The following is a 17473-nucleotide window of genomic DNA, read 5'->3' as shown; positions in this document are numbered from 1 at the left end:
GGCGCACTGTGGCGCCCGAGGCTTAAGGCCGCATTAACGTGCGGACTGCGGCAGCAGGTTTCTGGCGTGGTGCGCCAGGTGGTCGGCCATGAAGGTCTGGATGAAGTAGTAGCCGTGGTCGTAGCCCGCGTGGCGGCGCAGGCTGAGCGACTGGCCGATGGCCTGGCACGCAGCTTCGAACAGGTGTGGGTGCAGTTGGTCGGCCAGAAACTTGTCGGACAGGCCTTGGTCGATGAGGATGCCTGCAGGGTACGGCGCGACCGGCTGGTGCTGCATGAGCACCGTGGCGTCGTGCTCGATCCAGCCCGTGCGGTCTGCACCTAGGTAGCCCGTGAAGGCTTTCTCACCCCATGGGCACTGGGTGGGCGCGCAGATGGGGGCAAAGGCCGACAGGCTCTGGAACCGGCCCGGATGGCGCAGCGCCAGCGTGAGCGCGCCATGCCCGCCCATCGAGTGGCCGGTGATGCCCAGGCGGGTGCCGTCGATGGGCAACTGGGCTGAGACCAGCGGCAGCAGCTCTTTCAGCAGGTAGCTCTCCATGCGCCAGTGGCGTGCCCAGGGCTCGGCCGTGGCGTCCAGATAAAAGCCTGCGCCCACGCCAAAGTCCCAGCTGTCGGCCTCGCCCGGCACGTTGGCGCCACGCGGGCTGGTGTCGGGCGCAATGAGGGCCAGGCCCAGCTCGGCGGCCAGGCGCTGGGCGCCGGCCTTGACCATGAAGGTTTCTTCCGTGCAGGTCAGCCCCGCCAGGAAGAGCAGGGCGGGCACGGGCCCTTGCTGCGCTTGCGGGGGAAGGAACACCGAGAACTTCATGGGCAGCCCGATCTCGGAGGAGGCGTGCTGGTAGAAGCGCTGCTCGCCGCCAAAGCAGGCGTGGCTGCTGAGGAGTTCCAGGGAGGTGGTCATGGTGGATGCTCTGAAAATAATAGCTGCTAGCGCTCGATGGATAAGCGTTAGAGGGCTTTTTTGCTTGAATTGAAAATTGACCTTAGACCGAGCCCGTTTGCCCTGAGCCTGTCGAAGGGTTGGTGGCAAGGCGTGCCATGGCTTCGACAGGCTCAGCCCGAACGGGTAACGGGGCGTTCGGGCGTCTCAAACGTTGGCTGCTCTGAAGGGCTCAGGCCACTGCGTATTTAACGACGGAGCGTATCGACTTGCCTTCGTGCATCAAATCAAACGCTTCGTTGATGTCCTTGAGGCCCATGGTGTGCGTGACAAACGGCGCGAGCTGGATCTTGCCCGCCATCGCGTCTTCGACCATGCCGGGCAGCTCGCTGCGGCCCTTGACGCCGCCGAACGCCGTGCCCATCCACTTGCGGCCGGTGACGAGCTGGAAGGGGCGGGTGCTGATCTCTTGCCCCGCGCCTGCCACGCCGATGATGACCGACTGGCCCCAGCCGCGGTGCGCGCATTCGAGGGCGGCGCGCATCACGTTGACGTTGCCGATGCACTCAAAGCTGTGGTCCACGCCCCAGGTGGTCATCTCCACGATGACCTGCTGGATCGGCTTGTCGAAGTCCTTGGGGTTCACGCAGTCGGTGGCGCCAAAGGTGCGGGCCAGATCGAATTTGGACGGGTTGGTGTCGATGGCGATGATGCGCCCGGCCTTGGCCAGCTTGGCGCCTTGAATGACCGCCAGGCCGATGCCGCCCAGGCCGAACACGGCGACCGTATCGCCCTCTTGCACCTTTGCGGTGTTCTTGACGGCGCCCAGGCCCGTGGTCACGCCGCAGCCCAGCAGGCAGACCTGCTCGGGGTTGGCGTTGGAGTTGACCTTGGCGAGCGACACCTCGGCCACCACGGTGTATTCGCTGAAGGTGCTGCAGCCCATGTAGTGGTAGATGGGCTGGCCGTTGTAGCTGAAGCGCGTGGTGCCGTCGGGCATCACACCCTTACCCTGTGTGGCGCGCACGCTCACGCACAGGTTGGTCTTGCCGCTCTTGCAGAACAGGCACTCGCCACATTCGGCGGTGTAGAGCGGGATCACATGGTCGCCGGGCTTCACGCTGGTCACGCCTTCGCCCACCTCCACCACGATGCCAGCGCCTTCATGGCCCAGCACCACGGGGAACAGTCCTTCGGGGTCGTCACCGCTCAGGGTGAAGGCGTCGGTATGGCACACACCGGTGTCGGTGATCTTGATGAGCACTTCGCCCTTCTTGGGCGGGGCGACGTCGATCTCGACGATCTGCAGGGGTTCTCCGGCTTTGAAGGCGACGGCGGCGCGGGATTTCATGGGGTGGTCCTTTCGGTCAATCGGGTGAATGGGGGTGGGCGGTCTGTCTATTTGAGGTACGACCGGAGCAGGGCCAGGGTTTCGTCGATGGCTGCCTGGGATGGCGCGGGTTTCTCGGCCAGCGTCTCGCGCACATGGCTGTCGAGCAGGTCGGCCATCAGCCCGTGCACGGCGCCGCGCATGGCGGCCAGCTGCTGCAGGATGGGGGCGCAGTCGCTGCCCGCCTCCACGGCGCGCTCCAGCGCCTCGGCCTGGCCCTTGATGCGGCGCAGGCGGGTGATGGCGCGTTGCTTGTCTTCGGGGGTGTGGGGCATGGCTGCGGGGGGTATGGTGCGGGGGCTGCCTTTGTACTGGGTGGCAGTATAAAAGATAGCCCCATACTGGTCGAGCGGTAGGCCGTTAAAAAACCTTTTAACTAGGGGGGAGTATGTGCATCCGGCACGGCTTGGCCTGTGTGGGGCGCCCATGAAAAAAGCCCGCAGGCACTGCCTGCGGGCTTCGGGAGGGGGTGGACGGCGCGCGGGGCGCCGTACCGGTCAACGCTTGGCCAGTGGTGGCACGTCGCGGCGCTCGGAGCCGGTGAACAGCTGGCGGGGGCGGCCGATCTTGTACTCGGGGTCGCCGATCATTTCGTTGAGCTGGGCGATCCAGCCCACGGTGCGGGCCAGGCTGAAGATGCCGGTGAACAGGTTCACAGGAATGCCGATGGCGCGCTGCACGATGCCGGAGTAGAAGTCCACGTTCGGGTAGAGCTTGCGCTGCACGAAGTAGTCGTCTTCCAGGGCGATCTTTTCCAGTTCCTTGGCCAGCTTGAACAGCGGGTCGTTTTCCAGGCCCAGCTCGGCCAGCACTTCATTGCAAGTCTCTTGCATGAGCTTGGCGCGGGGGTCGTAGTTCTTGTACACGCGGTGGCCAAAACCCATGAGCTTGACGCCGGAGTTTTTGTCCTTGACCTGCTTGATGAAGTCGCCGATCTTTTCCACGCCGCCTTGGGCCTGGATGTCGTACAGCATGTTCAGGGCTGCCTCGTTGGCGCCACCGTGGGCGGGGCCCCACAGGCAGGCCACGCCCGCAGCGATGGCCGCGAACGGGTTGGTGCCCGACGAACCGCACAGGCGCACCGTGGAGGTCGATGCGTTCTGCTCGTGGTCAGCGTGCAGGATGAAGATGCGGTCGAGTGCGCGTTCCAGCACGGGGTTGACCTTGTACTCTTCGCAGGGGGTGCCGAACATCATGCGCAGGAAGTTGCCTGCGTAGGACAGGTTGTTCTGCGGGTACATGTAGGGCTGGCCCATGCCGTACTTGTAGGCCATGGCGACCAGCGTGGGCATCTTGGCGATCAGGCGGATGGCGGCGATCTCACGGTGCTGCGGATTGTTGATGTCCGTGCTGTCGTGGTAGAAGGCCGACAGGGCGCCCACCAGGCCGGTCAGCACGGCCATGGGGTGCGCGTCACGGCGGAAGCCACGCAGGAAGAACTGCATCTGCTCGTTGACCATGGTGTGGTTGGTCACGCGGCTCGTGAAGTCGGTCTTCTGCGCTGCGTTGGGCAGGTCGCCGTACAGCAGCAGGTGGCAGGTTTCCAGGAAGTCGCAGTTTTCAGCCAGCTGCTCAATGGGGTAGCCGCGGTACAGCAGTTCGCCCTTGTCGCCGTCAATGTAGGTGATGGCCGACTGGGTGGCTGCCGTTGACAGGAAGCCTGGGTCATAGGTGAACATGCCCGTCTGCGCATACAGCTTGCGGATGTCGATGACATCCGGGCCAATGGTGCCCTGGTAGACCGGCAGGTCCACGCTGGGACCGCCGTTACTGAACGACAGGGTGGCTTTGTTGTCAGCTAGCTTCATTGTTACTTTCCTTAGGTTTGCCGATGATCATCCGGTCTGGTGGGGCTGGGATCTTTTCAGAGCGAGAAAACCCGCTCGTCAGGTGCCCAGCACGGGGGTGCCGCCGCTTTCCCGCAGCATGCCCAGCACTTCATGCACCTCGGGCGCATCCAGCGTCTCACTGGGTTCCTTGCGGCAAAGCAGCAGGTCCAGGAGGTCGTTGTCGGCGAGGTCCATCAGGGCCGCAAGGCCCTGGGCGTGGCGCTGGTTCAGCTCAGGCTCGAAACGGGTGAAGAACTGCTCGATGAACAGATCGTTTTCCAGCAGGCCGCGCCGGCAGCGCCAGTGCAGCTTGCTGAGTTCGCGTTCCGTCAGCAGCGGCGAGGCTGCCGAGGGGGCGGTGGTGGCGGTTGCACCCATGGCGGTCCTGGGCCCCGGTCAGATGGCGCGACGCACCATCAGTTCCTTGATCTTGCCGATGGCCTTCGTGGGGTTCAGGCCCTTGGGGCACACGTCCACGCAGTTCATGATGGTGTGGCAACGGAACAGGCGGTACGGGTCTTCGAGGTTATCGAGGCGCTGGCCGGTGGCGTCATCGCGGCTGTCGGCGATGAAGCGGTAGGCCTGCAGCAGTCCGGCAGGGCCCACGAACTTGTCGGGGTTCCACCAGAAGCTGGGGCAACTCGTGGAGCAGCTGGCACACAGGATGCACTCGTACAGGCCGTTGAGCTCTTCGCGCTCTTCGGGAGACTGCAGGCGCTCGCGGTCGGGTGGAATCTGCTCGTTGATCAGGTAGGGCTTGATCGAGTTGTACTGCTTGAAGAACTGCGTCATGTCCACGATCAGGTCGCGGATCACGGGCAGGCCGGGCAGGGGCTTGAGAACAATCGTGCCCTTCAGGGTATTCATGTTCGTCAGGCAGGCCAGGCCGTTCTTGCCATTGATGTTCATCGCGTCGGAGCCACAGACGCCTTCGCGGCACGAACGGCGGAACGACAGCGTGGGGTCCTGCTCCTTGAGCTTCATCAGGGCGTCCAGCAGCATGCGTTCATGGCCGTCGAGTTCGATCTCGATGGTCTGCATGTAAGGCTTGGCGTCCTTGTCCGGGTCGTAGCGGTAGATTTGGAATGTGCGCTTTTGCATGGTTCTTCTCTCGTGGGGCTACTGTTTAGAACGTACGGACCTTGGGGGGCACGCTGTCCACCGTCAGGGGCTTGAGGTTGACCGGCTTGTAGGCGAGGCGGTTGCCTTCGCTGTACCACAGGGTGTGCTTCATCCACTCTTGGTCATTGCGGCCCAGGGGGAACTCGGCGTGGTCGGCAGGGTGCTCGTAGTCGTACACGGTGTGGGCGCCACGGCATTCCTTGCGGGCGGCAGCCGACACCATGGTGGCCTGCGCCACTTCGATCAGGTTGTCCACTTCGAGCGCTTCGATGCGGGCGGTGTTGAACACCTTGGACTTGTCCTTCAGCGTCACGTTGGCCACGCGGCTGCGGATCTCGGCGATCTTCTTGACGCCTTCGTCCATGCTGGCCTGGGTGCGGAACACGCCGGCATGCTGCTGCATGGTGGAGCGGATGTCACCTGCCAGGTTTTGCGCGTAGATGCCTTCGTTCGACTTGTCGAGCTGGTTCAAGCGCTCCAGGGTGCGGTCGGCCGCATCCTTGGGCAGGGGCTTGTGCTCCTTGTTCTTGTTGTTGAACTCGACGATGTGGCGGCCAGCGGCCTTGCCGAACACCAGCAGGTCCAGCAGCGAGTTGGTGCCCAGGCGGTTGGCGCCGTGCACCGACACGCAGGCGCATTCGCCCACGGCGTACAGGCCGTTGACCACTTCGTTGTTGATGCCGTTGGCTTGTGCAACCACCTGGCCGTTGATGTTGGTAGGCACGCCACCCATCTGGTAGTGGATGGTGGGCACCACAGGAATAGGTTCCTTGGTGATGTCCACGTTGGCGAAGTTGACGCCGATTTCGTACACCGAAGGCAGGCGCTTATGGATGGTGTCTGCACCCAGGTGGTCGAGCTTGAGCAGGATGTAGTCCTTGTTGGGACCGCAGCCGCGACCTTCCTTGATTTCCTGGTCCATGCAGCGAGACACGAAGTCGCGCGGGGCCAGGTCCTTCATGGTGGGCGCATAACGCTCCATGAAGCGCTCGCCGTTGCTGTTGAGCAAAATAGCGCCTTCGCCACGGCAGCCTTCGGTCAGCAGCACGCCGGCGCCGGCCACGCCCGTGGGGTGGAACTGCCAGAACTCCATGTCCTGCAGCGCAATGCCGGCACGTGCCGCCATGCCCAGGCCGTCACCGGTGTTGATGAAGGCGTTGGTCGATGCCGCAAAGATGCGGCCAGCACCGCCGGTGGCCAGCAGCACGGTCTTGGCTTCCAGGATGTACAGGTCGCCGGTTTCCATTTCCAGGGCGGTCACGCCCACCACGTCACCGTCGGCGTCGCGGACCAGGTCCAGCGCCATCCATTCGACGAAGAAGTTGGTCTTGGCCTTCACGTTCTGCTGGTACAGCGTGTGCAGCATGGCGTGGCCAGTGCGGTCGGCAGCGGCGCAGGCGCGTTGCACGGGCTTTTCGCCATAGTTGGCGGTGTGGCCGCCAAAGGGGCGCTGGTAGATGGTGCCGTCGGGGTTGCGGTCGAACGGCATGCCGAAGTGTTCCAGCTCATACACCACCTTGGGGGCTTCGCGGCACATGAACTCGATGGCGTCCTGGTCGCCCAGCCAGTCGGAGCCCTTGATGGTGTCGTAGAAGTGGTAGTGCCAGTTGTCTTCGGACATGTTGCCCAGCGATGCGCTCACGCCGCCTTGTGCAGCCACGGTGTGCGAACGGGTGGGGAAAACCTTGGACAGCGAGGCCACGTTCAGGCCTGCGCGGGAGAGTTCAAGCGCGGCACGCATGCCGGAGCCGCCTGCGCCGACGATGACGACATCGAACTTGCGGCGGGTGATGTTAGCGTTGGTGTAGCTCATTATTTTTTGCCTTCAGTCGCGGGGATCAATCAGAGACGCCACAAAACCTGGATACCCCAGCCGGCACAGCCGACCAGCCAGACGATGCTGAACACCTGCAGTGCCAGGCGCAGGCCCACGGGCTTGATGTAGTCCATCAAGACTTCACGCAGGCCGATCCAGGCGTGCCAAGCCAGTGCAACGATCACGGAGAAGGTCAGCACCTTCATCCACTGGGCCGAGAAGATACCGGCCCATTTGTCGTAGCCGATGGGGCCTTTGGAGAAGATCACCTGGGCCAGCAGTGCCAGGGTGAACAGGGCCATCAGGACTGCCGTGACGCGCTGGCTGAGCCAGTCGCGCAGGCCATAGTGGGCGCCGACGACGACGCGCTTGGAACCGTAATTGACGGACATGGGAATTTCCTCTCGTTCTTCGGCGGGCACTGCCTGGCAGCAGCCGCCGCTTTTTGGGGTTGATCGATCAGTACAGGCCGAAAAGCTTGGCGCCCAGCACCAGGGTCAGCGTGATGCTGATGGCCAGGACGGCAAAGGCCGAGGACTTGCCGAATTCCTTGTTCACGGCGCTGTGGCTCACGTCCATCCACAGGTGGCGCAGGCCGGCGGTGAAGTGGTGCAGGTAGGCCCAGATCAGTGCCAGGGCCACGAGTTTGATGAACCAGCCGGGCGCGAAACCAATGCCGATGTTGAAAGCCGCCGAGAACCGGGCGAACGAGATTTCAGACGACACCGAGGTGTCGAACATCCAGATGATGAAGGGCAGCAGCAGGAACATGATCAGCCCGCTGCCGCGGTGCAGGATCGAAACCCACGCGGCAGGAGTCATGCGGTAGGTGGTCAGGTCCTTGAAGGCATTGATGTTGCGGAATTCAGGCCGTTTTTTGGCGAGTTCTGTCATGTTGTGTGCTTTCGTGGATGTAACTGCTTTGTAATTTGAAGATGCAAAGAACGCAAAATTCTATTGCAACGCAACAAGAAGGGTTTGCTCCAGCCCGAATGTTCTACGTTTCCGCTCAGTTGCCAGTGTGGTGTCAGCTCAGTTCGTTACGGTAATGGTGCGTGTCGGTCAGGTACAGGCCACGCCGTAACTCCATCGGAACGTCGTTGTAGGTGTAGGCGATGCGCTCCACGCTCAGCAGCGGCGTGGCCTGTGGGATCTGCAGCATCGCCGCCTGGTCGGCATCGGGCAGTACGGCACGTATTTTCTCCTCGGCACGTACCATGCGTACGCCGAAGTCGAGTTCAAACATGGCGTAAGTAGGGCCTTGGTAGTTGGCCAACTGTTCGGCCGTCAGCCCTTTGAAAGCCTGGCCGGGCAGCCAGATGTCTTCCAGGATGGTGGGTACGCCTGCGAATGACAGGACTCGCCGCGCCTGGACCACCGGGTCGGCGCTGCGCAGTGCCAGTGCGCGCGCAACGTCAGCGCTGGCACGCACACGCCGACAATCGATCACCTTGCGCTGTGCAGGGCCCTCCACGCGGACGTCTCCCTTGTCGGGCATGAGCTTGAGAAAACGGTACTGCACATGCTGCTCGGCATGGGTGGCCACAAAGGTACCCTTGCCCTGGCGCCGCATCACGAGGTTTTCGGCCGCCAGCTCGTCAATGGCCTTGCGCACCGTGCCCTGGCTCACGCGAAAGCGTGCAGCCAGCTCCATCTCGCTGGGGATGGATTCGCCCGGTTTCCACTCGCCCTGTTGCAGACTTTGCAGGATGAGCCCTTTGATCTGCTGGTACAGCGGGCTGAACGCGGGCGTGGCAGAGCCCGTGCCTGCCAAAGGCTGCGCAGGGTTATCGGCGTTGAGCGGAAGCGAGGACATGGCGATCGGGAGAAGGGCAGGCCGCACACGAAGTGATACGCGGGCTGTGTCAGGGAGTTAATCATATCTTATATAAGACATAAGACAAATTGACCGAGGTGTCCAATCAGCGGTACACTCCAAGGCTGTTTTGCGGGGCACGGGCTGCTGGTAACAGGCGCTGGTGCTTGCGTTGCACTCACACCTGTTTTCCTCACTTCCCTGGAGTTTTCACCATGAGCAAGAAGCCTGTTCGCGTCGCCGTCACCGGTGCCGCTGGTCAAATTGGTTACGCCCTGCTGTTCCGCATCGCCTCCGGCGAAATGCTGGGCAAGGACCAGCCCGTCATCCTGCAATTGCTCGAAGTGCCTGTCGAAGGCCCCCAGAAGGCGCTCAAGGGCGTGATGATGGAGCTGGACGATTGCGCGTTCCCCCTGCTGGTGGGCATGGAAGCCCACAGCGACCCCATGACCGCTTTCAAGGACGCTGACTACGCCCTGTTGGTCGGTTCGCGCCCCCGTGGCCCGGGCATGGAACGCGCCGAACTGCTGGCTGTCAACGGCGCCATCTTCACGGCACAGGGCAAGGCCCTGAATGCCGTGGCTTCGCGCAACGTGAAGGTGCTGGTCGTAGGCAACCCTGCCAACACCAACGCCTACATCGCCATGAAGTCGGCCCCCGACCTGCCACGCAAGAACTTCACCGCCATGCTGCGCCTGGACCACAACCGCGCTGCCAGCCAGATCGCTGCCAAGACCGGCAAGGCCGTGGCGGACATCGAAAAGCTGACCGTCTGGGGCAACCATTCGCCCACGATGTACGCCGACTACCGCTTCGCCACCATCAACGGTGAAAGCGTCGCCAAGATGATCAACGACCAGGAATGGAACGCCAACACTTTCCTGCCCACCGTGGGCAAGCGCGGCGCTGCCATTATCGAAGCGCGTGGCCTGTCGTCGGCTGCTTCGGCTGCCAACGCCGCCATCGACCACATGCGTGACTGGGCCCTGGGCACCAACGGCAAGTGGGTCACCATGGGCATTCCTTCGGACGGCCAGTACGGCATCCCCAAGGACACCATGTTTGGTTTCCCCGTGACGTGCGAAAACGGCGAGTACAAGATCGTTGAAGGTCTGGAAATCGACGCGTTCTCGCAAGAGCGCATCAACATCACGCTGGCTGAGCTGCAAGGCGAGCAAGACGGCGTCAAGCACCTGCTGTAAACCAGGTGAGCGCCATGCAGCCGACGCCACAGGCATCGGGCCTTCGGGCCGCCCGGGTCCCCGCGCAGGGGCAGGGCGCTGCGCCATCCCATCCACGCGATGTGTTGCTGGGCGCCCAGGCGCAGACAGGCTTCCTGCCGGTCTGTGACCACTACAGCGGCGTCGAAGCGCGCATGCGCAAGAGCCTGCAGCTGCAGGCCGAGATGACGCAGGAGTTCGGTACCTGCGTCTTTGATGTCACCCTCGATTGCGAAGACGGCGCCCCCGTCGGCCTTGAAGCCGACCACGCCCGGCTGGTTGCCCGTCTGGCCCTGGGCGCTGCACCCGGTGCCCGCGTGGCCGCCCGGGTCCACGCGGTGGACCACCCGGCATTCGCCAACGATGTCGCCACGATAGCGGGCGAAGCAGGCCATCGGCTCAGCCACATCATGGTTCCCAAGGTGGAATCTGTGGACGACGTACTGGCAGCGGAGCGGGCGCTGGAGAAAGCCTCTGCCGCCCCGGTACCGATCCATGTCCTCATCGAATCCCCTGCTGCGGTGCACCGTGCTTTTGAAATCGCAGCCCACCCGCGCGTGCAGAGCCTGAGTTTTGGCCTCATGGATTTTGTGTCGGCCCATGGTGGCGCCATCCCTGCGCATGGCATGACTTCGGCGGGGCAGTTTTCTCACCCACTGGTGGTGCGTGCCAAGCTGGAGATTGCCGCTGCCTGCCATGCCCACGGCAAGGTGCCATCGCATTGTGTGGTGACGGAGTTCGCCGATACGGTGGCCATGCAAGGCGCCGCCAGCCGTGCCGCGCGCGAGCTGGGCTATACCCGCATGTGGAGCATCCATCCCGCACAGATCCGATCCATCCTGCAGGCGTTTGCGCCTCAGCAGGATGACATCGAAGTTGCTTCAAAAATAATAACTGCTGCCGTAGATTCTGATTGGGCTCCCATCAGTTTTGAAGGCACGTTGCACGACCGCGCCAGCTATCGCTTTTACTGGCAGGTGCTGGAGCGCGCTCACCGTACCGGGCGCACACTTCCTCTCGCCGTGCGCCATTGGTTTGGCGCGTCGGCCTCCGTTCCGTTGTGAACATTCCTGAATTTTTCCACGCAGGACCTCCCATGAAATCCTTTATCGCCTCTGCCCTGATGCTGCTGGCTCCAGCCCTCGCCCTGGCGCAAACCCCTGCCAAGACCGAAGCCAAACCCGAGACCAAGGCTGCCGCCAAACCTGCAGCAAAGCCCGCTGCCAAGCCCGATGCGAAGTCTGCCAAGGCTGCGGACAAGGCGCCTGCCGCCAAGAAATCTTCGGTAGCCAAAACCGAAGGCACCAGCAGCCGCAGCCAGCTCAAGAGCGCGGCGAACCAGGTGGCCACCGGCATCATTGCTGCCGAAGCCGCGCTGTCTCCCGAAGAACTGGCCATTGCCGAACGTGTGCACGTGGGCCGCATTCCCTGCGAACTCGGTGCCTTTGTCACCGTGACCGCCGAGCCCGCGAGCCCAGGCCACTTCCATGTGGAAGGCAAGGGCTTCAAGTACTTCATGGCCCCCGTCGCTACCACCACGGGCACGGTGCGCCTGGAAGACCAGAAGGGTGGCGCCGTCTGGCTGCAGATCGCCAACAAGTCCATGCTGATGAACCAGAAACTGGGTCAACGCCTGGCCGACGAATGCATGAGCCCGCAGCAGGTGGTGGTGGCCGAGGCCATCAAGAAAAACCCGCCCGTGAGTGTGCTGGAACCCCTGAAGTAAGCCCTTCACCAGCGCAGCGCCACAGAGAAGAAAACCGCACGACCCCGCGCATGCAGGCGCCCCGGCTATCGAAAAACGCCGCCGCGCTGCACGCCGCCCCACTTTAGAACGCAACCGGAGAAAAATGATGTTGAAAGCCTACCGTGACCATGTGGCCGAGCGCGCCGCCCTCGGCATCCCGCCCCTGCCGCTGACCGCCAAGCAGACCGGCGAGCTGATCGAGCTGCTCAAGAACCCCCCTGCGGGCGAAGAAGCCACGCTGGTGGACCTGATCACGCACCGCGTGCCTGCCGGTGTGGACGACGCCGCCAAGGTCAAGGCCAGCTACCTGGCTGCCGTGGCGCACGGTACTGAGGTGTGCACGCTGATTGGCCGTGAGCGCGCCACGCAGCTTTTGGGCACCATGCTGGGCGGCTACAACCTCACCCCCCTGATCGACCTGCTGGACGACGCTGCGGTGGCCTCCGTCGCCGCCGAAGCGCTCAAGAAGACGCTGCTCATGTTCGATCAATTCCATGACGTCAAGGAAAAGGCTGACAAGGGCAACACCTTCGCCAAGGCCGTGCTACAAAGCTGGGCCGATGCCGAGTGGTTCACCAGCCGCCCCGAAGTGCCCCAGAGCATCAAGCTCACCGTGCTCAAGGTCACTGGCGAAACCAACACCGACGACCTGTCGCCCGCACCGGACGCGTGGAGCCGCCCCGACATCCCGCTGCACGCGCTGGCCATGCTCAAGAACAAGCGCGACGGCATCACGCCCGAAGAAGACGGCAAGCGCGGCCCGGTGAAGTTCATTGAAGACCTGCGCGCGCGTGGCAACCTGGTGGCCTACGTGGGCGACGTGGTCGGCACGGGTTCGAGCCGCAAGTCCGCCACCAACAGCGTGCTGTGGTTCACGGGCGAAGACATCCCGTTCGTGCCCAACAAGCGCTTTGGCGGCGTGTGCCTGGGCAGCAAGATTGCGCCCATCTTCTACAACACCATGGAAGACGCTGGTGCACTGCCCATCGAACTGGATGTAAGCCAGATGCACATGGGCGACGAGATCGAACTGCTGCCCTACGCTGGCAAGGCGCTCAAGGACGGTAACGTGATTGCCGAATTCGAAGTCAAGAGCGAAGTCCTGTTCGACGAAGTGCGTGCCGGTGGCCGCATTCCGCTGATCATTGGCCGTGGCTTGACTGCCAAGGCCCGCGAAGCCCTGGGCCTGGCGCCTTCCACGCTGTTCCGCCTGCCGCAAGTGCCTGCCGCCACCGGCAAGGGTTTCACGCTGGCCCAGAAGATGGTCGGCCGCGCCTGCGGACTGCCCGAAGGCCTGGGTGTGGTGCCCGGCACCTACTGCGAACCCCGCATGACCTCGGTGGGCTCGCAGGACACCACCGGACCCATGACCCGCGACGAACTCAAGGACCTGGCCTGCCTGGGCTTCAGCTCCGATCTGGTGATGCAGTCCTTCTGCCACACGGCTGCGTACCCCAAGCCCGTGGACGTGAAGATGCACCACGAGCTGCCTGACTTCATCAGCACGCGCGGCGGCATCTCGCTCAAGCCTGGCGACGGCATCATCCACAGCTGGCTTAACCGCATGCTGCTGCCCGACACCGTGGGAACGGGCGGCGACTCGCATACGCGTTTCCCTATCGGCATCAGCTTCCCTGCAGGTTCGGGCCTGGTGGCGTTCGCCGCAGCCACGGGCGTGATGCCCCTGGACATGCCTGAGTCGGTGCTGGTGCGCTTCAAGGGCCAGATGCAGCCCGGCGTCACGCTGCGTGACCTGGTGCACGCGATTCCGCTGTACGCCATCAAGCAAGGCCTGCTCACAGTGGCCAAGCAGGGCAAGAAGAACATCTTCTCGGGCCGCATCCTGGAAATCGAAGGCCTGCCTGACATGAAGGTCGAGCAAGCGTTCGAACTGTCTGACGCCTCGGCCGAGCGCTCTGCCGCTGGCTGCACGGTGCGCCTGAACAAGGAACCCGTGATCGAGTACATCAACTCGAACATCGTGCTGCTCAAGAACATGATCGCCCAGGGCTATGCCGACGCACGCACCATCGGCCGCCGCATCAAGGCCATGGAAGCCTGGCTGGCCAACCCCCAGCTGCTGGCACCTGATGAAGATGCCGAGTACGCGGCCGTCATCGAGATCGACCTGGCCGAAATCACCGAGCCCATCGTTTGCTGCCCCAACGACCCCGACGACGCCAAGACGCTGTCGGATGTGGCGGGTGCTGCCATCGACGAAGTGTTCATCGGCTCGTGCATGACCAACATCGGCCACTTCCGTGCAGCCTCCAAGCTGCTCGAAGGCAAGAAGGACATCCCCGTCAAGCTGTGGATGGCCCCGCCCACGAAGATGGATGCACACCAGCTCACCGAAGAAGGCCACTACGGCGTGTTCGGCGCGGCCGGTGCCCGCATGGAAATGCCCGGCTGCTCGCTGTGCATGGGCAACCAGGCGCAGGTGAAGGAAGGCGCTACCGTGATGTCCACCAGCACCCGCAACTTCCCCAACCGTCTGGGCAAGAACACCAACGTGTACCTGGGCTCGGCCGAACTCTCGGCCATCTGCTCCAAGCTGGGTCGCATTCCTTCCAAGGAAGAGTACCTGGCAGATATCGGCGTCATCAACCAGAACGGCGACAAGATCTACAAGTACATGAACTTCGACCAGATCGCCGAGTTCAAGGAAGTGGCAGACGGCGTGACCGCCTGATCCTTCCCCTCGGGGATGGATAGACCAGCAAAAAGCGGCTCTTCGGAGCCGCTTTTTTTTGGCGCTGGATGTTTGTTGCAAACCACGCAATCGCCAAGCCATGCCACGGCGTGTCACGCAATGGACGCGTGTTTGTCATGCAAATGTCATGATTTCGTCGCTATGCTCCAGCCATAAAAACAAAACGAAATGGGGGGACATCCATGGCAAGAGAGAAAAACAATGCCGACAAGACCAGCAGCGTAGGGGCACGCCTCGCGGCGCTGCTGATCAGCGCGGTCTTCGCTCTGGGGTTTGGGTTGGGCGGCTACCACGCCGGGCTCAAGCCCCTCGCCCGTACGCTCGATACTGCCCTGCAGGTGCGTGGCTGGCAGCCTGTGCAGGCAGAAGTCCTGTCGGCTGAACTCAAGACGCACCACAGCAGCGATGGCGCCACCTACGAAGTGCAGGCCCGCTACCGCTATCAGGTGGCGGGCAAGGCTTACGAAGGCACCCGCGTCGGCCTGGACGCGCGGGGCAACAGCGACAACATCGACGACTGGCCACGGCAGTGGGCGGGGCGTCTTCAGAGCGCGCAGGCACGGGGGCAGGGCATCACGGTCCTGGTCAATCCCCACGATCCGTCGCAGTCGCTTATCGATCCCTCCATCCGCTGGTCGCTGCAGATTTTCCGCATTCCGTTTGCACTGGTTTTTACCTTGGTGGGGCTGGTGGCGGCCTGGTTTTTTCTGCACACCCTGCTGGGTCTGGTCAGGGCCGGGGGGACATCGCCGGCAGCTGGCAGTGGCGGCCTGCAGCCGGGCTCGTCGCCCACCAGCTTGTTCGCGAAGGGCGCTTCCGGCACTTCGGTGGGTGCTATCTGGTTTTTCACCATCTTCTGGTGCGGTATTGCGTTCCCTATGGCGGCCTTGCTGTGGACACAATCCAGCGCCCCCTGGTTTGCCAAGGCCTTCATCTCCCTCTTCGTGATGATCGGCCTGGGGCTGGTGACCCTGTCGGTGCGCCATACCCACATGGCCTGGCGCTACGCGGGCGCAGAGCTGACCGCACTGCCCACAGTCCCGCGTGCGGGCCACCCGGTCGAGATGACACTGCTCCTGCCCGAGCGTGCCGCCGCCTACCAGCAGGGCCAGCAGCTGCAGCTGCGCCTGGCCCAGTACCGGGTGGATGAATCGAGCTCCGGTTCGCCGGAGCGTTGTGTGGAGTCTTTCTCTGAAACCGCGCGTGTGCAGCCCACGGACGATGGCGGGCTGCGGCTGACGGCACGTTTTGACCTGCCACCCGACGCGCCCCCGCACGGCGCGCAGCGCTCTGGTGAACGTGTGGACTGGCGGCTGGAGTTGCTGCGCACCCCGGGCGGGGACGTAGAACTGACCTACGACGTGCCCGTGCAGGCAGCCCCACAGGCGTTTGGTCACGAGCAGGCCGATCGCTTTGACCGGCGCGCTATCTGGAAGAAAGTGACCCCCATCGCGCCCGCTGATCCGGCCCACGGAGAAGGAGAAGCGGGCCTGGATGGTGAGGGCGCCTTGCTCCTGCCCGCTTCCGTTACGCTGCTGGAGACCCCGCATGCGTGGCAGTTTGAATTCAGCCGTCGCGGCTGGCGCTGGGCTGCAGGCCTGGTGCTGGCGGGTCTTGTGGTGGAGGCCTTCCTGAACGGCCGTTTCGGCTCTGGCGGAATCGCATTGCCACCATTCTTTGTGACCACCGGCGCCTGGTGGCTGCTGGTCGCCTTTGTCCTGCAGGCTGCCACCTGCCGCTGGACCCTGTCTGTGCGGGATGAGGGCATCACCGTGCGCCGCTACTCTGCGCTGTGGTCCCGGGCAGACGCCCTGCCCGGACAGGCCAGCCAGAGCCTGGTGCACAAGCTGCTGTTTTCCACCGGCAGCGGCGCCAGCGAGACCCCTTACTTCGCTGTCTATGCGCGCGAGCGCGATGGCACCCTGGTTCGGTTGACCCCCGGCGTCAGTGGCGAAGGGGCTGCCACTGCGTTGGGCCAATCCATCGCGCGGGCCTGGTCGCACCGCCGGGACCATTTCAGCCCTGGCGCACAGCGGCCTGCCCGCTCCGGGCATTCGCGCCCGGCCTGGGGATTGCTGCTGCTGGCAGTTGCTCTGGCCTGGTGGATCTGGGGGCCGTCCCTTGTCGGCCTGGTGCGCCCGGCTCTGCCTGGTCCATCCGCTGCGCCCGTCGCCGCCGCCGTACAGCCATCTGCGTCGTATTCTCCAGTGGACGACGCGCTGCTCGACGCGCAGGACGCCGGTGATGCCCAGGCCGTGGGCGCAGCCCTGGCAGCGGGCGCCAACCCCAATCTGCTCGCGCCCAGCGGCTCGTCCGTGCTCATGCTGGCGGCCCACCGGGGGCAGCTGGAACACATCGAGTTGCTGTTGCAGGCTGGTGCCCAGCCCGACCTTCGCCAGACATACAAAGACAGCGAGCGTGGAGACACTGCGTTGTTGCGCGCCTTCTATGGCGGCCACCTCGCTGCCGCCCAACGCCTGGTGCAGGCCGGGGCCAGCCTGGCGGCCCGCAACCGGTGGGACTGGGGCCCGGCGCATATGGCAGCGCAAAGTGGTTGTGTGCCTTGTTTGCAGTGGCTGGCCGAACAGGGGCAGCCCCTGGACGAGCCCGCACCCGCAAGCCGGGGCGAGACGCCTGCGATGCTGGCTGCTGCCAAAGGGCGCATCCAGACGCTGGAGTGGTTGGAGGTGCGGGGTGTGGACCTTTGGCGCAAAGACCCGCATGGCAAGAATGCGCTGGATTGGGCGCAGTTTGGAAAGCAGCAAGAGGCGGAGCACTGGCTGGTGCAGCGCCAGCGCTGATGTGAGGCCAGGCCTCAGGCGCAAAGGGTGTCTATGGATGGGCTGAGGCGGTTGATGGCTGCTTTTATGGGATTCGCTATAAAAAATATAGCTAACAATGAAGCCCTTTAAGCGCTAGCAGCCAATTATTCTTGAAG

15 protein-coding genes are annotated in these 17473 nt (G+C 63.6%); 5 read left to right on the top strand and 10 right to left on the bottom strand.

Annotated features, from left to right (window positions below; all coding sequences use genetic code 11):
* Positions 1–33: 33 nt before the first annotated feature.
* The 10 genes from fghA to C8C93_RS12170 form a co-directional block, all read right to left on the bottom strand.
* Positions 34–903 carry an S-formylglutathione hydrolase gene (fghA, locus tag C8C93_RS12215; RefSeq protein ID WP_121507069.1) on the bottom strand — a complete coding sequence of 290 codons (870 nt, stop codon included), beginning with the start codon at positions 901–903 and terminating at the stop codon, positions 34–36.
* Between the two features lie 211 nt (positions 904–1114).
* Entirely contained in the window at positions 1115–2233 is a 1119-nt protein-coding gene (locus tag C8C93_RS12210) for an S-(hydroxymethyl)glutathione dehydrogenase/class III alcohol dehydrogenase (RefSeq protein ID WP_121507068.1), read from the bottom strand.
* A gap of 47 nt (positions 2234–2280) precedes the next feature.
* Entirely contained in the window at positions 2281–2547 is a 267-nt protein-coding gene (locus C8C93_RS12205; protein WP_063462852.1) for a metal/formaldehyde-sensitive transcriptional repressor, read from the bottom strand.
* A gap of 222 nt (positions 2548–2769) precedes the next feature.
* Positions 2770–4080, bottom strand: coding sequence for a citrate synthase (locus C8C93_RS12200; protein ID WP_121419457.1), 1311 nt, complete (start codon positions 4078–4080; stop codon positions 2770–2772).
* Between the two features lie 78 nt (positions 4081–4158).
* Positions 4159–4479: a succinate dehydrogenase assembly factor 2 gene (locus C8C93_RS12195; RefSeq protein WP_055393121.1), complete on the bottom strand. Its 321-nt coding sequence runs from the start codon at positions 4477–4479 to the stop codon at positions 4159–4161.
* A gap of 18 nt (positions 4480–4497) precedes the next feature.
* Positions 4498–5202: a succinate dehydrogenase iron-sulfur subunit gene (locus C8C93_RS12190; RefSeq protein ID WP_055393124.1), complete on the bottom strand. Its 705-nt coding sequence runs from the start codon at positions 5200–5202 to the stop codon at positions 4498–4500.
* Positions 5203–5227: 25 nt separating this feature from the next.
* Positions 5228–7036, bottom strand: a complete 1809-nt coding sequence (sdhA, locus tag C8C93_RS12185) for a succinate dehydrogenase flavoprotein subunit (protein ID WP_055393127.1) — start codon at positions 7034–7036, stop codon at positions 5228–5230.
* A 29-nt stretch (positions 7037–7065) separates the two neighbouring features.
* Complete coding sequence (gene sdhD / locus C8C93_RS12180) at positions 7066–7431, bottom strand: succinate dehydrogenase, hydrophobic membrane anchor protein (RefSeq protein ID WP_055393129.1); 366 nt, start codon at positions 7429–7431, stop codon at positions 7066–7068.
* 67 nt (positions 7432–7498) lie between these two features.
* Positions 7499–7933 carry a succinate dehydrogenase, cytochrome b556 subunit gene (sdhC, locus tag C8C93_RS12175; RefSeq protein WP_055393132.1) on the bottom strand — a complete coding sequence of 145 codons (435 nt, stop codon included), beginning with the start codon at positions 7931–7933 and terminating at the stop codon, positions 7499–7501.
* A gap of 133 nt (positions 7934–8066) precedes the next feature.
* Complete coding sequence (locus tag C8C93_RS12170; protein ID WP_121507067.1) at positions 8067–8855, bottom strand: GntR family transcriptional regulator; 789 nt, start codon at positions 8853–8855, stop codon at positions 8067–8069.
* Between the two features lie 215 nt (positions 8856–9070).
* Between C8C93_RS12170 and C8C93_RS12165 the strand changes: the two genes are divergently transcribed.
* The 5 genes from C8C93_RS12165 (at position 9071) to C8C93_RS12145 (ending at position 17336) form a co-directional block, all read left to right on the top strand.
* Positions 9071–10057: a malate dehydrogenase gene (locus C8C93_RS12165; protein ID WP_055393136.1), complete on the top strand. Its 987-nt coding sequence runs from the start codon at positions 9071–9073 to the stop codon at positions 10055–10057.
* Between the two features lie 14 nt (positions 10058–10071).
* Positions 10072–11139: a CoA ester lyase gene (locus C8C93_RS12160; protein ID WP_233559358.1), complete on the top strand. Its 1068-nt coding sequence runs from the start codon at positions 10072–10074 to the stop codon at positions 11137–11139.
* 32 nt (positions 11140–11171) lie between these two features.
* Positions 11172–11801 carry a hypothetical protein gene (locus tag C8C93_RS12155; protein ID WP_121419460.1) on the top strand — a complete coding sequence of 210 codons (630 nt, stop codon included), beginning with the start codon at positions 11172–11174 and terminating at the stop codon, positions 11799–11801.
* 127 nt (positions 11802–11928) lie between these two features.
* On the top strand, positions 11929–14514 hold the full coding sequence (gene acnB / locus C8C93_RS12150) for a bifunctional aconitate hydratase 2/2-methylisocitrate dehydratase (RefSeq protein WP_121508768.1): 2586 nt from the start codon (positions 11929–11931) through the stop codon (positions 14512–14514).
* 203 nt (positions 14515–14717) lie between these two features.
* Complete coding sequence (locus tag C8C93_RS12145; protein ID WP_121507065.1) at positions 14718–17336, top strand: ankyrin repeat domain-containing protein; 2619 nt, start codon at positions 14718–14720, stop codon at positions 17334–17336.
* The last annotated feature ends 137 nt before the right edge of the window (positions 17337–17473 follow it).

Origin of the sequence: Acidovorax sp. 93 (assembly GCF_003633835.1) — a bacterium.
Lineage (GTDB): Bacteria > Pseudomonadota > Gammaproteobacteria > Burkholderiales > Burkholderiaceae_C > Acidovorax > Acidovorax facilis.
The sequence above is the reverse complement of the archived record's forward strand: the minus strand, read 5'-3'. Positions and strand labels throughout refer to the sequence as shown.

Bases quoted from the DNA above. Each gene is read 5' to 3' on its own strand.
- fghA (WP_121507069.1), bottom strand. From the start codon at position 903: ATGACCACCTCCCTGGAACTCCTCAGCAGCCACGCCTGCTTTGGCGGC.
- C8C93_RS12210 (WP_121507068.1), bottom strand. From the start codon at position 2,233: ATGAAATCCCGCGCCGCCGTCGCCTTCAAAGCCGGAGAACCCCTGCAG.
- C8C93_RS12205 (WP_063462852.1), bottom strand. From the start codon at position 2,547: ATGCCCCACACCCCCGAAGACAAGCAACGCGCCATCACCCGCCTGCGC.
- C8C93_RS12200 (WP_121419457.1), bottom strand. From the start codon at position 4,080: ATGAAGCTAGCTGACAACAAAGCCACCCTGTCGTTCAGTAACGGCGGT.
- C8C93_RS12195 (WP_055393121.1), bottom strand. From the start codon at position 4,479: ATGGGTGCAACCGCCACCACCGCCCCCTCGGCAGCCTCGCCGCTGCTG.
- C8C93_RS12190 (WP_055393124.1), bottom strand. From the start codon at position 5,202: ATGCAAAAGCGCACATTCCAAATCTACCGCTACGACCCGGACAAGGAC.
- sdhA (WP_055393127.1), bottom strand. From the start codon at position 7,036: ATGAGCTACACCAACGCTAACATCACCCGCCGCAAGTTCGATGTCGTC.
- sdhD (WP_055393129.1), bottom strand. From the start codon at position 7,431: ATGTCCGTCAATTACGGTTCCAAGCGCGTCGTCGTCGGCGCCCACTAT.
- sdhC (WP_055393132.1), bottom strand. From the start codon at position 7,933: ATGACAGAACTCGCCAAAAAACGGCCTGAATTCCGCAACATCAATGCC.
- C8C93_RS12170 (WP_121507067.1), bottom strand. From the start codon at position 8,855: ATGTCCTCGCTTCCGCTCAACGCCGATAACCCTGCGCAGCCTTTGGCA.
- C8C93_RS12165 (WP_055393136.1), top strand. From the start codon at position 9,071: ATGAGCAAGAAGCCTGTTCGCGTCGCCGTCACCGGTGCCGCTGGTCAA.
- C8C93_RS12160 (WP_233559358.1), top strand. From the start codon at position 10,072: ATGCAGCCGACGCCACAGGCATCGGGCCTTCGGGCCGCCCGGGTCCCC.
- C8C93_RS12155 (WP_121419460.1), top strand. From the start codon at position 11,172: ATGAAATCCTTTATCGCCTCTGCCCTGATGCTGCTGGCTCCAGCCCTC.
- acnB (WP_121508768.1), top strand. From the start codon at position 11,929: ATGTTGAAAGCCTACCGTGACCATGTGGCCGAGCGCGCCGCCCTCGGC.
- C8C93_RS12145 (WP_121507065.1), top strand. From the start codon at position 14,718: ATGGCAAGAGAGAAAAACAATGCCGACAAGACCAGCAGCGTAGGGGCA.